Raw genomic sequence first — 14,720 nt, 5'->3', positions numbered from 1 at the left:
TTCCTGAAAACTGAATCCGAAACGAATCTGCGTTTGCCCTTCTTACGGGGCCCCCGGAAAGTACTCGGAATCCGCTTCGTCAGCTTCATCTTCACTTTTTGGGGTAACTTTTGGATAAGCCCTCGACCGATTAGTATTGGTCAGCTCCATGCATTGCTGCACTTCCACCTCCAACCTATCTACCTCGTCGTCTTCAAGGGGTCTTACATACTGGGAAATCTCATCTTGAGGGGGGCTTCACGCTTAGATGCTTTCAGCGCTTATCCCGTCCGTACGTAGCTACTCAGCCATGCTCCTGGCGGAACAACTGATGCACCAGCGGTACGTCCATCCCGGTCCTCTCGTACTAAGGACAGCTCCTCTCAAATTTCCTGCGCCCACGACAGATAGGGACCGAACTGTCTCACGACGTTCTGAACCCAGCTCGCGTACCGCTTTAATGGGCGAACAGCCCAACCCTTGGGACCTACTTCAGCCCCAGGATGCGATGAGCCGACATCGAGGTGCCAAACCTCCCCGTCGATGTGGACTCTTGGGGGAGATAAGCCTGTTATCCCCAGGGTAGCTTTTATCCGTTGAGCGATGGCCCTTCCATGCGGTACCACCGGATCACTAAGTCCGACTTTCGTCCCTGCTCGACTTGTAGGTCTCGCAGTCAAGCTCCCTTATGCCTTTGCACTCTGCGAATGATTTCCAACCATTCTGAGGGAACCTTTGAACGCCTCCGTTACTCTTTAGGAGGCGACCGCCCCAGTCAAACTGCCCGCCTGACACGGTCCCCGTACCCGATAAGGGCACTAGGTTAGAACCTAGATACGATCAGGGTGGTATCCCAACGGCGCCTCCGCAGAAGCTTGCGCTCCTGCCTCCACGGCTCCCACCTATCCTGTACAGATCGTACCCAAATTCAATATCAAGCTGCAGTAAAGCTCCATGGGGTCTTTCCGTCTTGTCGCGGGTAACCTGCATCTTCACAGGTATTAAAATTTCACCGGATCTCTCGTTGAGACAGCGCCCAAGTCGTTACGCCATTCGTGCGGGTCAGAATTTACCTGACAAGGAATTTCGCTACCTTAGGACCGTTATAGTTACGGCCGCCGTTTACTGGGGCTTCGGTTCACAGCTTCGGGTTTAACCCCTAACCGCTCCCCTTAACCTTCCAGCACCGGGCAGGCGTCAGCCCGTATACTTCGCCTTGCGGCTTCGCACAGACCTGTGTTTTTGCTAAACAGTCGCTTGGGCCTTTTCACTGCGGCCCCCTCGGGCTATTCACCCTACCGAGGCACCCCTTCTCCCGAAGTTACGGGGTCATTTTGCCGAGTTCCTTAACGAGAGTTCTTCCGCGCGCCTTAGAATTCTCTTCTCGCCTACCTGTGTCGGTTTGCGGTACGGGCACCTTCTCCTGGCTAGAGGCTTTTCTTGGCAGTGTGAGATCATGACCTTCGCTACTATAATTTTCGCTCCCCATCACAGCCCAGCCTTAACGATGTGCGGATTTGCCTGCACACCAGCCTCACTGCTTAGACGGACATCCATCAGTCCGCGTCACTACCCTCCTGCGTCACCCCATCGCTCATAGCGGATTACGGTGGTACAGTAATTTCAAACTGTTGTCCTTCGACTACGCCTGTCGGCCTCGCCTTAGGTCCCGACTTACCCTGAGCGGACGAGCCTTCCTCAGGAAACCTTGGGCTTTCGGCGGATCAGATTCTCACTGATCTTTTCGTTACTCATACCGGCATTCTCACTTGTATGCTGTCCAGCGCTCCTTACGGTACACCTTCAACCCACATACAACGCTCCCCTACCCCAGATGCAAAGCATCTAGCCATAGCTTCGGTGGTGTGTTTAGCCCCGTTACATTTTCGGCGCAGAGTCACTCGACCAGTGAGCTATTACGCACTCTTTCAATGGTGGCTGCTTCTAAGCCAACATCCTGGTTGTCTGTGCAACTCCACATCCTTTCCCACTTAACACACACTTGGGGACCTTAGCTGATGGTCTGGGCTGTTTCCCTTTTGACAATGGATCTTAGCACTCACTGTCTGACTCCCGGCAAGAAGTAAATGGCATTCGGAGTTTGACTGAGCTTGGTAACCCTTGCGGGCCCCGCACCCAATCAGTGCTCTACCTCCACCACTCCATTCACCGAGGCTAGCCCTAAAGCTATTTCGGGGAGAACCAGCTATCTCCGAGTTCGATTGGAATTTCTCCGCTACCCCCACCTCATCCCCGCATTTTTCAACATGCGTGGGTTCGGGCCTCCAGTGCGTGTTACCGCACCTTCACCCTGGACAGGGGTAGATCACACGGTTTCGGGTCTACGTCCACATACTTAGTCGCCCTATTCAGACTCGCTTTCGCTGCGGCTCCGGCTTCTCACCTTAACCTTGCATGTTAAACGTAACTCGCCGGTTCATTCTACAAAAGGCACGCCATCACCCATAAAGAGGGCTCTGACTTTTTGTAAGCACACGGTTTCAGGTTCTATTTCACTCCCCTTCCGGGGTGCTTTTCACCTTTCCCTCACGGTACTGTTTCACTATCGGTCGCCAGGTAGTATTTAGCCTTAGCAGATGGTCCTGCTGGATTCATACGGGGTTTCACGTGCCCCGCACTACTCGGGATCCGTCTCGGAGAGAACACAGTTTAGGCTACAGGGCTTTTACCTCTATCGCGGGCCTTTCCAGACCTCTTCACCTACTGAATTCCTTTGTAACTCCATGTGAGACGTCCCACAACCCCAAGAGGCAAGCCCCTTGGTTTAGGCTGTTCCGCGTTCGCTCGCCGCTACTGACGGAATCACTATTGTTTTCTCTTCCTCAGGGTACTTAGATGTTTCAGTTCCCCTGGTCTGCCTCTGCATTTCCTATGTATTCAGAAATGAGTAACTGCGAATTACCACAGCTGGGTTTCCCCATTCGGACACCCCCGGATCAAAGCTTGCTTACAGCTCCCCGAGGCAGTTTCGTTGTTCGCCACGTCCTTCGTCGGCTCCTGGCGCCTAGGCATCCTCCGTGTGCTCTTAGTAGCTTAACCAATGTGTTTTCCCTAAGGAAAATCGCTAGCATCGCCATTAATTCAAAACTTGTTTACACAAGTTCAGCTTAAAGGAATGTTCTAAAACGCAAATTCGTTTCGGTATCCAGTTTTCAAGGATCAAGTTGCTGTTATTATGAAACAATCACGGCTGTGATGTTCGGAATAACAGACGATGTGCATATACTGTTGTAAAACATGATTGGTGGAGCCAAGCGGGATCGAACCGCTGACCTCCTGCTTGCAAGGCAGGCGCTCTCCCAGCTGAGCTATGGCCCCAAATTAGTATTCAGTTCTTAATTGTTATATGGTGGGCCTTGGTGGACTCGAACCACCGACCTCACCCTTATCAGAGGTGCGCTCTAACCAACTGAGCTAAAAGCCCATATAACAAAACTTGCAGTAGTGAAGCAATCAATGAATTGATTGTTCGCTTGGCGGCGTCCTACTCTCCCAGGACCCTTCGGTCCAAGTACCATCGGCGCTGGAGGGCTTAACGGTCGTGTTCGGGATGGGTACGTGTGGAACCCCTCCGCTATCGCCACCAAACGCATACGAAAGAGACTTGCTCTTTCAAAACTGAACACGAGTGAGTGTCCGAACCCGAAGGTTCTATTGTGGAAGCAAAGCTTCCGATTTGAATGTTTCCGTTGCAGGAAACGATTCTCCATAGAAAGGAGGTGATCCAGCCGCACCTTCCGATACGGCTACCTTGTTACGACTTCACCCCAATCATCTACCCCACCTTCGGCGGCTGGCTCCCTTGCGGGTTACCCCACCGACTTCGGGTGTTGTAAACTCTCGTGGTGTGACGGGCGGTGTGTACAAGACCCGGGAACGTATTCACCGCGGCATGCTGATCCGCGATTACTAGCAATTCCGACTTCATGCAGGCGAGTTGCAGCCTGCAATCCGAACTGAGACCGGCTTTGCTGGGATTGGCTCCACCTCGCGGCTTCGCTTCCCGTTGTACCGGCCATTGTAGTACGTGTGTAGCCCAGGTCATAAGGGGCATGATGATTTGACGTCATCCCCACCTTCCTCCGGTTTGTCACCGGCAGTCACTCTAGAGTGCCCAGCTTCACCTGCTGGCAACTAAAGTCAAGGGTTGCGCTCGTTGCGGGACTTAACCCAACATCTCACGACACGAGCTGACGACAACCATGCACCACCTGTCTCAACTTTCCCCGAAGGGCACCTGATGCATCTCTGCTTCGTTAGTTGGATGTCAAGACCTGGTAAGGTTCTTCGCGTTGCTTCGAATTAAACCACATACTCCACTGCTTGTGCGGGTCCCCGTCAATTCCTTTGAGTTTCAGTCTTGCGACCGTACTCCCCAGGCGGAGTGCTTACTGTGTTAACTTCGGCACCAAGGGTATCGAAACCCCTAACACCTAGCACTCATCGTTTACGGCGTGGACTACCAGGGTATCTAATCCTGTTTGCTCCCCACGCTTTCGCGCCTCAGCGTCAGTTACAGCCCAGAAAGTCGCCTTCGCCACTGGTGTTCCTCCACATATCTACGCATTTCACCGCTACACGTGGAATTCCACTTTCCTCTTCTGTACTCAAGTCACCCAGTTTCCAGTGCGACCTCAGGTTGAGCCCAAGGTTTAAACACCAGACTTAAATAACCGCCTGCGCGCGCTTTACGCCCAATAATTCCGGACAACGCTTGCCCCCTACGTATTACCGCGGCTGCTGGCACGTAGTTAGCCGGGGCTTTCTTCTCAGGTACCGTCACTCCGGCAGCAGTTACTCTACCGGACGTTCTTCCCTGGCAACAGAGCTTTACGATCCGAAAACCTTCATCACTCACGCGGCATTGCTCCGTCAGGCTTGCGCCCATTGCGGAAGATTCCCTACTGCTGCCTCCCGTAGGAGTCTGGGCCGTGTCTCAGTCCCAGTGTGGCCGTTCACCCTCTCAGGTCGGCTACGCATCGTCGCCTTGGTGGGCCGTTACCCCACCAACTAGCTAATGCGCCGCAGGCCCATCCCCAAGCAGCAGATTGCTCCGCCTTTCATTCTTCTCTCAGGAGAAAAAAGAAATTATCCGGTATTAGCTACCGTTTCCGGTAGTTATCCCAGGCTTGAGGGCAGGTTGCCTACGTGTTACTCACCCGTCCGCCGCTAAGTTTGAAAGGAAGCAAGCTTCCTCTCAAACTCCGCTCGACTTGCATGTATTAGGCATGCCGCCAGCGTTCGTCCTGAGCCAGGATCAAACTCTCCAAATTGGTATTTAGAAAGAGCGATTGCTCATTTTCAAACATCTGACGAGAATTCACATTCTCATTTTTGGATCTCACCGAAGTGATTTCCCACTCACTCGTTGTTCAGTTTTCAAAGATCAATGTCTCATTTTAGCTCTTCACCGCATCTCAGCGGCGACCTTCATAATATATCATAGTGTTTCGTTGTTTGGCAAGCTTTTTTTTGAAAAAGTTATTTTTCATTATTTCTTGCCTGCGTCTTCTCTTTAAACATTCAAAAGGAGCGCGAGATATAATGTATCATGTCGGCTCCCTTTTCGTCAAGCTATTTCATTCATTTTATTTATTCCGGTTATCAGCCTGCTTCAGCCTAGTGCTTGAACTGAGAAGAACGTCCACCCCATGCATACTTAGACAGCTCTTTCTGTGGAGCAAATCGTGCATACATACGGAAAACTGTTTTATATCGATTGGCAATCGCATGCCTAATGTTCTGATCTAAACGCTGATCACTCATATCCAGCAGCATCTCATCCAGCTCTTTGCGCAAAACATAGTCCAGCTCCTTGCATTCCTTCTCATTGAATAACATCCCCAACATATGCTTGGCCTCCTTCATGAAATTCATAGTTATCCAAAACCATCAAACGCCGTTTCATCTCAATCAAAAAAGCCATTTGATGTGGGAAGCTCTATTGAAGTGCTTACACTAAATTAACCGGAGTATTGAACCTATAACCATTATCATAAGAAAATTCCATTTATGGACTCTCTTTATTCAACCTGGCAGCAGATCCAAATGTTTCGGCTTTACTGTTATGCACAATTCCCCAAGATTTTATGATAAAAGCCAAAATGTAATTGTGCTCTCGATGATTGCTGCCACAAATAACAGAATCACAATCCAGACCGAAGCGGTGAAGGTCTGCCGCATAAAGGCCTGCCAATTCATTGCCCCTTCCCCGCTCCGCTTCATCGCTCCAAAGAGTGCAGAGAGCACCTTACTGCCGAACTTCAGCCCAAAGGCGCAGGCAATGATGATGGCCGGAATCTCAATGATGCCATGCGGCAGCAGTCCTTTTACAATCAGCGTGAACAGATCCTGTCCCTGTATCGCGGACAAATGAATCAGATAGCCGATAACCGCACCGTTGATGAGCAGGAAGAATGCCGGCAAGAGGCCGAATAAGGCGCCCAGATAAATGATGACTACGCTTTTGATACTATTGTTCAGAAAAATGAATACAAAAAAGCTCCACTGCGGATTGGACGACTCTCTAAGGTTCCCGCTAATCTTACTGATCCCCTTCAATTGCTCATTCAGCAGCTGCTGAAGACTACCTGTGCCGAGCCAGCCCAAGATTCCCCCGGCTATGAACAGGATTGTGGCCATTAGGAGCGCGGTGCGAATTGTCCTTAGATCCTTGATAAATGTATTAAAAGATAACATGCGTACCTCCTGATTTGGATTCTGCCGAATTGCATTTCGTATGGAATGATTCATATCTGAGGTCATAAGCGCCCTGTACGAGCATACATTTAGAACAAACAAGCATTTCGCATGGGAGAGGAGCGCTGACATTATGAATTCTTTTTATGTATTTAGCGGCAAAAAGATCAAACGGTTCCTGTACATTTTTGCTGCTGCGCTTCTTACCGCCGGCGTTGTCTATGTGGAGAGGGGCAATATCACCGTATTCTCTGAAGCTGCCCCTTCTGCCATTTACAGTGTGCCGACGGAAAAGAAGCTGATCGCCTTGACCTTCGATATCAGCTGGGGAGAGAAACGGCCTGAGCCGATTCTGAAGGTGCTGGAAGACAAGAAGGTGGATAAAGCGACATTCTTCCTGTCCTCACCTTGGAGCAAAACCCATCCTGAAATCGTAACGAGCATCAAAGATGCCGGGTTCGAGATTGGCAGCCACGGTCACAAGCATGTGAACTACAGTACGCTAAGCAATGATGAAATCCGCACGCAGATCAGTACTGCCCATACAGTATTGACGGAGCTAACCGGTTCTCAGCCCAACCTGATCAGAATGCCTAACGGTGATTTTGACAAAAGAGTCCTGCAGGTGGCCACCGATCTCGGCTATAAAGTCATTCAATGGGACACGGACTCACTGGACTGGAAGAACATCGGTGTGGATAACATCGTTAACCGTGTAACGAGCAAAGCCCATCCCGGGGATATTGTGCTGCTGCATGCCAGCGACTCCTGTAAACAAACGCATGAAGCCTTGCCTCAGATTATTGATAAGCTCCGCAGCCAGGGGTATGAGTTCGTAACCGTCTCTGAGCTAATCAGCCAAAGCAGTGCAAACGGTAAGGAAGTCCGCGATTCCGCCTTGCTGAATAATGGCCTGGAAGACGCTGCAGGAATGTAACTCCCTTACCTGTGTATGGCATCAGTGACGCGGTGAGATCAGCTGAGAGATATCAGGCGTCGGTGTATTCAGCTTCGGGTAACTCAGGTCAAGCCCCTCCAGCGTTTTGACCACAATCTTCAGCGCCAGATAATTGCGGTACCAGCGGTGATTCGCCGGAATCCAGTACCATGGAGCCTTATCTATACTGCTCTCCTGGAAAACATCCTCATACGCCTTTTGATAATCGTCCCAGTATTCGCGTTCCTGCAGATCACTGGCATCGAATTTCCAGTGCTTCGCCGGATCTTCAAGCCGCTCCTTAATCTTCTCCAGCTGCTTCTCCTTGGAGATATGCAGAAAGAGCTTAATGACTGTCGTTCCCTCTTCCGCCAGCATCTCCTCGAACTGGCGGATGTAGCGGAACCGCCGCTTGGCATCCTCCTTGCTAAGACTGCCATGCACGCGGGGCACCAGCACATCCTCATAATGCGAACGGTTGAATGCGGCAATATAGCCTTTGGGCGGGGTCTTCATATGAACTCTCCACAGGAAATCGTGCGCTTCTTCCTCCAGTGAAGGCTTCTTGAAGCTGGTTACGATGAACCCTTGCGGATTGATGCCGGAGAAGATGTGTTTGACGGTTCCGTCCTTACCGCTTGAATCCATTCCTTGCAGGATGACCAGCAGTGAATGCTTTTTCTGTGCAAAAAGGATATCCTGCAGCTTGACCAGCCGTTCCTTCAGCTTCTCCATTTTGGCTTCGGCTTCTTCTTTGGATTTGAAGTCTCCCCGTTCATCAGGATCGAGGTCCTTCAGGCGTGTTTCACTGGTGTCTTTTATCATATAGCGCTTGATGTTCATATATTCCCTCCTCCACTCTGTTCTTTAAGATTAACCTCTTCATCTTCATTCTAACCGCTCCCCACAGGCAATGCCAAAACCCCGCCTCCCTGGTTGTATACAGAGGGGCGGGGTTTTGAGCATGATTGCTATGGTCAGATTGTGGCCGGCTTCAGTACACGGTGCAGCATCAGAATCTGGAAGGCATTACAGGCGATAAGCGGTACAAGAATAAAGATGGTGGCGTTGTCCACGCCGATCCGCAGCACACCGATAATCTCCACTATAGTGATGGCTGTCATGAAAAAAAAGGTCGGGACCCAGGCTGACGCGTTCGTGCTGCGCATTTTGAGCCAAGATACGATAAGTGCAGTGAACAGAATAGCCACACCTAGCGTCAAATCCGTCCGGGCGCTCTGGTCTCCGCTGACAAAGGTGCGCAGGAACATCAGCTCAAACAACGCCAGCACGGCCAGCACCAGCTGTATGTAACGCCACGCCTTGCGCGGGAACACCCCGATGCCCGTATAGTTGAGGATCAGATATGCAAAAAATCCGAGCTGGGCGTATACGCTTACAAGCACTCCGTAGCCCAAAAGAATCAGGGAGTACAGGAGAAGATCGGCAGTGCCTTTAAATTGTATACCGCCATTCCCTATCTGCAGAGCAAGTCCAGCAATGACAGCCCCGCCTGCACCGATCAAAAGCGTGGTCCAGAACAAATAAAACCATTTTCTCAAGCTCAGCGCTTCCACCTCCCCGTGTCAGATTTATTTTACCAAGGTTACCGTCAAAAAACCATTCCGCTTCAACATAAATGTGCCCTGGCGCGGCATACTACAATCAGTAATTCTATAAAGGAGGGCAGCGCCAATGAAATGGAGGGCTATCTGGTCTGGAGGCTTGGCACTTGGCTTGATAATCACCTTGACGGCCTGCGGGGGCGAACAGAGCAGTTCTTCTTCGGGACAAGGCGGATATAAGGAAATGAAGACGATGGTTGTCGATATATTGAAAAGTGATGAAGGGAAAAAGGCTGTAGAGGAGGCCTTGTCTACTCCAAGCTCAGAAGAGGGCAGCGCCGCCAGCGGCTTAAGCATGAAGATGATGCCTATGCAAACCACGGAGCAGATCCGGCTTGCTGTTAAAGATACCCTCACCGCGCCGGAGTATCAGAAGGAAATTGAAAAAATCATGACTGATCCGCAGTTTGCCGGCGATTTCGCCAAAGCGATTAATAAACAGAGCAAGGAACTTCATCTTCAATTGATCAAGGACCCCACTTATCAGAAGTCGGTTGGAGAAATTATGAAGTCGCCCGAAATGACGAAAATGTTCCTCGATCTAACGAAGACTCCGGATTACCGCAAGCAGTCCATGACGATTATGCAGGAGGCTATGCAGAACCCGCTATTCCGTATGGAAGTACTTACGCTTCTCAAATCCGTGGTCCAGGATGAACTGCAGCCTAAGGTTGAGAAAAAGGATGGGGGTAAAGGCGGCAGCGGCGGGGAGGACAAGCAGGGCGGTGACAGCCAGAAGCAGGAAGGCGGAGACGATTCCGGTTCGGGTTCTTAACCTCTTATATTTTAAAATAAGGCCTTGCCCCGTGGATGGGACATGGCCTTATTTGTTTATTTGTTTATGTGCGTTCAAGGTCAAAGGGTGATTATTGCTCGTACTTGGCAATCAGCTTGTCTGCAATGTCTGCGAACAATATTCCTGTAGCCGTATCCGCCTTATATATTGACGGTGAGAAGTCCGGCTCGGAAATATGGTTGTCCGGGGCACCCAGCGGCACCTGGGCCAGCAGCTCTGTATGCAGCGTTTCCGCCAGACGGGCTCCGCCGCCTCTGCCGAAGATATAATCCTTTTTGCCGCAGGAGGAGCATTCGTAGTACGCCATATTCTCAATGACGCCAAGAATCTCATGCTCGGTCTGCAGAGCCATAGAGCCTGCTCTCGCTGCCACAAAGGCAGCTGTAGCATGAGGGGTAGTGACAATGATCTCCTTGCTGTGCGGCAGCATCTGGTGGACATCAAGGGCCACATCGCCCGTACCTGGAGGCAGATCCAGCAGCAGGTAATCGAGTTCCCCCCAGCCGACATCGGCGAAGAACTGGCGCAGCATTTTGCCAAGCATCGGTCCTCTCCAGATCACCGGACTATTCTCTCGGATGAAGAAGCCCATCGACATGACCTTGACGCCGAAGCGTTCTACCGGAATAATCGTTCCTTCTTCCACGATCGGCCCTTCTTCAATTCCCATCATGTCCGGGATACTGAAGCCGTAAATATCTGCATCGATCAGGCCGACTCTCTTGCCCTTACGGGCCAGTGCCACGGCCAGATTCACAGTTACTGTTGATTTCCCGACCCCGCCCTTGCCGCTGGCGATCGCGATGAAGTTCACCCCTGAGTTCTCGTTAATCAGCTCATGCCCCTCAAGGCCTGCTGCGTGTCCTTTGAGCTTCTCCCCTTCATCTGAATCCGGCTCGTCCCCGCTGCCCTCTCCGCGAAGCATAGCCCGTTCATAATCGGTGGCATCACGCAGGCGGATATGAATCTGTTCTGCCCCGCCCGCCGTAAGCAGGTCACGTACCTGCTGCTCCAGCTCCATCCGCTTCTTCTCATCCGAATCCAGACATACGATGGATAACGAAATACGGTCCTCTTTGATCATGATATCGCGGATTAACTGTAGTTCGATCAGGCTTTTTCCGGATTCCGGGTCTGTAAGCGGCTGTAAAAGTTCCTGAATTTGTTCCCTGGTCTGCATGGAAAGCACCTCTGTTCCTATCCGGCGGTAAGCCCCGGGATTTGTACCTATTATAGCATTACCCCCGGAGGGAAGAGTAGTCCCACCCTATGCCGCTATGGCTGCTCGGAGCTGTACCGCAGGATGCCCCGGTAGATGCTGGTTGCCACCTTCCGCTGATACAGATCATCCCCTAGGAGCAAGGACTCCTGAGGATGTGACAGGAAGCCTACCTCAACGAGCACGGACGGCATCTTTAACACTTTTAACAAATAAATGGTATTCGCCGTCTTCGCCACGCGGTCCGTATTCTCAAGTGTAGCTCTCAGCTCATCCTGAACCAGCCCGGCCAAGGCCTTGTTCCTCTCGCTGCTTGGATAATAGAAGGTCTGCGCCCCGCTCCAACGGTTGGAGGGAATACTGTTCATATGTACGCTGACAAACAGATCGGCGCCCTTCTCTTCAATGCTCCGCACCCGCTGCTTCAGATCCTCCGTCTTGCGTCTTGCGTACCCTTTGGTGCTGTCCTGGGCCAGATCATAATCGCCTTCACGGGTCATCACCACAATCGCCCCAGCCTGCTGCAGATAATCGCGCAGATACAGCGACACGGAGAGATTGATATCCTTCTCAATCAGGCCTGAGCGGCTCACTGCTCCCCCGTCCGGTCCCCCATGACCTGCATCAATGGCAATCACCTTGCCGGAGAGCGGCAGGCTCCAATAATTGACCGTCCTCGCAGTCGGCATGTCGTAGGCAATGATTCCGATCATTATCGTGAGCAGCACAGCGCCCAGGATACCTTTTTTGATGCTGCGCCAAGAGATCCAGACCGAGACTTTATGCTTCTGCCCTCCAGACATAACAAAGACCCCCTCGTCCCGATAGATTCTACTCATCTATATGGGACAAGAGGGCCAAATAGTACTGGCTGTCAGGAGTTTACAGAGACTTCCGGTGACATACCTTCAATCAGAATCTGCGCCACCTCAGGGCGAGTGAATTCAGGAGGCGGACACTGTCCGTCACGCAGCAGCGCACGTACCTTCGTACCGGAGAGAGTCAAGTGCTGGTCAGACGGATGCGGGCAGGTTTTGCTGGAGGCCATATTGCCGCACTTCACGCAGAAGAAGCTGTGCTCGAAGAACAGAGGCGTGATGCCCAGCTCCTCGGCGGTGAAGTTCGCAAAGATCTCCTGCGCTTCATACGTGCCGTAATAATCACCAACACCCGCGTGATCACGGCCGACAATGAAGTGTGTACAGCCGTAATTCTTGCGCACCATGGCATGGAAGATGGCTTCACGGGGGCCCGCATAACGCATCGCTGCCGGGAAGACGCCAAGGAAGGTACGGTTCTCCGGATAATAATTCTCCAGTAAGGCCAGATAACTCTTCATCCGCACGTTGGCCGGAACATCATCCGACTTGGTCTCACCAACCAGGGGATTGAGGAACAGAGCGTCTACAACCTCCATAGCGCATTTCTGGATATACTCATGGGCACGATGTACCGGGTTACGCGTCTGGAAGCCTACAACCGTTCTCCAGCCCTTATCGGCGAAGATCCGGCGGGTCTCGGCGGGGTCAAAATAGAATTCAGCGAACTTCTCCGGCTGCGGGCGGTTGAGCACCGTTATAGGTCCGCCTACATAGGTTGCCGGCCGGGACAGCAGCTTACTGACTCCGGGATGCGCGGGATCGGTTGTTTTGAACACATTGTGCGCCTCAACCTGTTGGTCTACCGTATAAATACTCTCAATATCCAGCAAACCGTAGATGATATCATCGTGTTCGCCTTTGAGTGCCACTCTGTCGCCTATTGCAAGAGTCGCTGCCTGCTCGTCACCTATAGCCAGCGTAACCGGTATACTCCATACGGTTCCGTTAGCCAGGCGCATATTGCTTACTACCGAGTGATAATCCTCTTCGTTCAGGAATCCGGTGAGCGGCGAGAAGGCACCTACACCAATTAAATCCAAGTCAGATAAGGTCCATGTATTGAGGGCAATCGATTGATGGCCTGAAGCTTGCTTCAGCAGTTCTTCTCTCTCTTCTCCGTCTGCGATGCGCCGGATCAGCGTTCCTCCGTGAGGAAGTATTGAAGTCATCCCTGTTCTCTCCTCCTGTGCAATGCCTGTGTAGTGCTGTATAGAGTGCTGGTAATTTAGTGCGTGCGGGTAAATAAGTGCGGATAAATTAGTGATCATATCTGAGCGATATTTATTTAGGCGTGTCTTATTTGTGTAGTCCGCATTCTGTCTTGTCCGAACCGGACCATCTGCCGGCACGCGGATCTTCACCAGGCATAACAGCCCGGGTGCATTGCTCACAGCCGATACTCGGGAAATTTCGGTCATGCAGCGGATTGTAGACTACATCATTCTCGCGGATATAATTCCACACATCCTCTGTAGTCCAGTTCGCAATCGGATTGAACTTGACCAGCCCGAACTTATTATCATATTCTATCTTCTTCGCATTGGCCCGGGTAGGAGCCTGATCCCGGCGAATCCCGGTAATCCAAGCGTCGTATTGTGAGAGAATACGGGTCAGCGGTTCTACCTTACGGATCGCGCAGCACTGGTTAGGGTCAGTATTCCATAGGGCCTCCCCATACTGCAAGGCCTGCTCCTCCACCGTAATCTGCGGAGACACCCGGACGAATTCCATCCCGTACTTATCAGCCATAATATCTCTAGTCTCATAGGTTTCCTTGAAATGATAATCCGTATCTAAATAGAACACATCTGTCGAAGGACTCACCTTCTGGATCATATCCACCAGCACTACATCCTCCGCCCCGAAGCTGCAGGCAAAGGTTATATTCGGAAAGGTCTCCACCGCCCAGCGGATAATCTCCTCGGGAGAAGCATTCTCCAGCTCTTCCGCTTTCACTTTGATTAAATCCTCTTTCTCGAGCAGGTTCATCTTAGTTTCCTCCATCCGGATATCGTCAAGATCGAAACCTACGAGGCTAATCCCGACTAATTCTATAAGATATAGTATATCCGTTTATCCGGCGAAGTCAATGGGTTTTGTTCAATTTGGAATAAAGTTTGGAGTGGAATTTAACCCTGATCAAGATTAACTTGGTTTAAGACAAAAAAAGACCTCTCCGTTTCTGGAGAGGCCTTTTTGATGGATGAAATTAATATCTCATTTTGGAAATTAAAAAACAAAGTGTGCCTAATCCAATTTGTTATTGTTTGATATTTGGTCAACACTACTTCGGCTCTTTAACTGATTCATAATTAAAACTCCAGTTCTTCTGTATCTAGATTAATCCGGTAACCGCTTGCTGCTGCGAAGTCCTCGCCATACTGACCATACCCCAATTTAATTACCCCAACCGATTCAGGTACTCTCTGCACAAGTAATTTAAAGGATTCAAAATCCTGCTCTTGCGTAGTTTCGATTACATCACCAGATCTTTCCCCAGTATCTACGAGGACATTTCCTGTAGACTTTTCATAATAAATTTTCCTACCAATATTCATTATCT

Annotated in this window: 11 protein-coding genes, 2 tRNA genes and 3 rRNA genes; 2 read left to right on the top strand and 14 right to left on the bottom strand. The window is 50.9% G+C overall.

Annotated features, from left to right (window positions below; translation table 11 throughout):
* Window positions 1-110 precede the first annotated feature (110 nt).
* The 7 genes from MKY64_RS31670 to MKY64_RS31640 form a co-directional block, all read right to left on the bottom strand.
* A 23S ribosomal RNA gene (locus MKY64_RS31670) occupies window positions 111-3,039 on the bottom strand.
* Between the two features lie 203 nt (window positions 3,040-3,242).
* Window positions 3,243-3,318 (bottom strand) — tRNA-Ala (locus tag MKY64_RS31665).
* 29 nt (window positions 3,319-3,347) lie between these two features.
* Window positions 3,348-3,424 (bottom strand) — tRNA-Ile (locus MKY64_RS31660).
* Window positions 3,425-3,471: 47 nt separating this feature from the next.
* Window positions 3,472-3,588, bottom strand: a 5S ribosomal RNA gene (rrf, locus tag MKY64_RS31655).
* Window positions 3,589-3,712: 124 nt separating this feature from the next.
* A 16S ribosomal RNA gene (locus MKY64_RS31650) occupies window positions 3,713-5,273 on the bottom strand.
* Together the 16S, 23S and 5S rRNA genes with 2 tRNA genes alongside form the textbook arrangement of a ribosomal RNA operon.
* A gap of 346 nt (window positions 5,274-5,619) precedes the next feature.
* Entirely contained in the window at window positions 5,620-5,850 is a 231-nt protein-coding gene (locus tag MKY64_RS31645) for a hypothetical protein (RefSeq protein WP_036692450.1), read from the bottom strand.
* A gap of 237 nt (window positions 5,851-6,087) precedes the next feature.
* Window positions 6,088-6,699, bottom strand: coding sequence for a stage II sporulation protein M (locus tag MKY64_RS31640; RefSeq protein ID WP_036721766.1), 612 nt, complete (start codon window positions 6,697-6,699; stop codon window positions 6,088-6,090).
* 133 nt (window positions 6,700-6,832) lie between these two features.
* Here MKY64_RS31640 and pdaB point away from each other — a divergent pair, with 133 nt between their 5' ends.
* Window positions 6,833-7,636, top strand: coding sequence for a polysaccharide deacetylase family sporulation protein PdaB (gene pdaB, locus MKY64_RS31635; RefSeq protein WP_036721768.1), 804 nt, complete (start codon window positions 6,833-6,835; stop codon window positions 7,634-7,636).
* 21 nt (window positions 7,637-7,657) lie between these two features.
* Here pdaB and MKY64_RS31630 read toward each other — a convergent pair whose 3' ends face one another.
* On the bottom strand, window positions 7,658-8,479 hold the full coding sequence (locus tag MKY64_RS31630; RefSeq protein WP_036721770.1) for a PPK2 family polyphosphate kinase: 822 nt from the start codon (window positions 8,477-8,479) through the stop codon (window positions 7,658-7,660).
* A gap of 134 nt (window positions 8,480-8,613) precedes the next feature.
* Window positions 8,614-9,204 carry a KinB-signaling pathway activation protein gene (locus MKY64_RS31625; RefSeq protein ID WP_340958221.1) on the bottom strand — a complete coding sequence of 197 codons (591 nt, stop codon included), beginning with the start codon at window positions 9,202-9,204 and terminating at the stop codon, window positions 8,614-8,616.
* A 127-nt stretch (window positions 9,205-9,331) separates the two neighbouring features.
* On the opposite strand from MKY64_RS31625, the gene gerD reads away from it, so the two are divergent.
* A complete protein-coding gene (gerD, locus tag MKY64_RS31620) occupies window positions 9,332-10,036 on the top strand; it encodes a spore germination lipoprotein GerD (protein WP_036721773.1) in 705 nt (234 codons plus the stop codon).
* 91 nt (window positions 10,037-10,127) lie between these two features.
* Here the strand turns inward: gerD and MKY64_RS31615 are convergent, their stop codons facing one another.
* The 5 genes from MKY64_RS31615 to MKY64_RS31595 all read right to left on the bottom strand — a co-directional run bounded on the left by MKY64_RS31615 (window position 10,128) and on the right by MKY64_RS31595 (window position 14,715).
* Entirely contained in the window at window positions 10,128-11,237 is a 1,110-nt protein-coding gene (locus MKY64_RS31615; protein ID WP_340957852.1) for an Mrp/NBP35 family ATP-binding protein, read from the bottom strand.
* A gap of 95 nt (window positions 11,238-11,332) precedes the next feature.
* A complete protein-coding gene (gene cwlD / locus MKY64_RS31610) occupies window positions 11,333-12,079 on the bottom strand; it encodes an N-acetylmuramoyl-L-alanine amidase CwlD (RefSeq protein WP_340957851.1) in 747 nt (248 codons plus the stop codon).
* Between the two features lie 71 nt (window positions 12,080-12,150).
* On the bottom strand, window positions 12,151-13,326 hold the full coding sequence (sat, locus tag MKY64_RS31605) for a sulfate adenylyltransferase (RefSeq protein ID WP_036721781.1): 1,176 nt from the start codon (window positions 13,324-13,326) through the stop codon (window positions 12,151-12,153).
* Between the two features lie 127 nt (window positions 13,327-13,453).
* Window positions 13,454-14,146 carry a phosphoadenylyl-sulfate reductase gene (locus MKY64_RS31600; protein WP_036721783.1) on the bottom strand — a complete coding sequence of 231 codons (693 nt, stop codon included), beginning with the start codon at window positions 14,144-14,146 and terminating at the stop codon, window positions 13,454-13,456.
* A gap of 323 nt (window positions 14,147-14,469) precedes the next feature.
* Window positions 14,470-14,715, bottom strand: coding sequence for a hypothetical protein (locus MKY64_RS31595; protein WP_340957850.1), 246 nt, complete (start codon window positions 14,713-14,715; stop codon window positions 14,470-14,472).
* Between the last annotated feature and the right edge of the window lie 5 nt (window positions 14,716-14,720).

Source organism: Paenibacillus sp. FSL R7-0210, from assembly GCF_038009085.1.
Taxonomy (GTDB): Bacteria; Bacillota; Bacilli; order Paenibacillales; family Paenibacillaceae; genus Paenibacillus_AQ; species Paenibacillus_AQ silagei.
The sequence above is the reverse complement of the archived record's forward strand: the minus strand, read 5'-3'. Positions and strand labels throughout refer to the sequence as shown.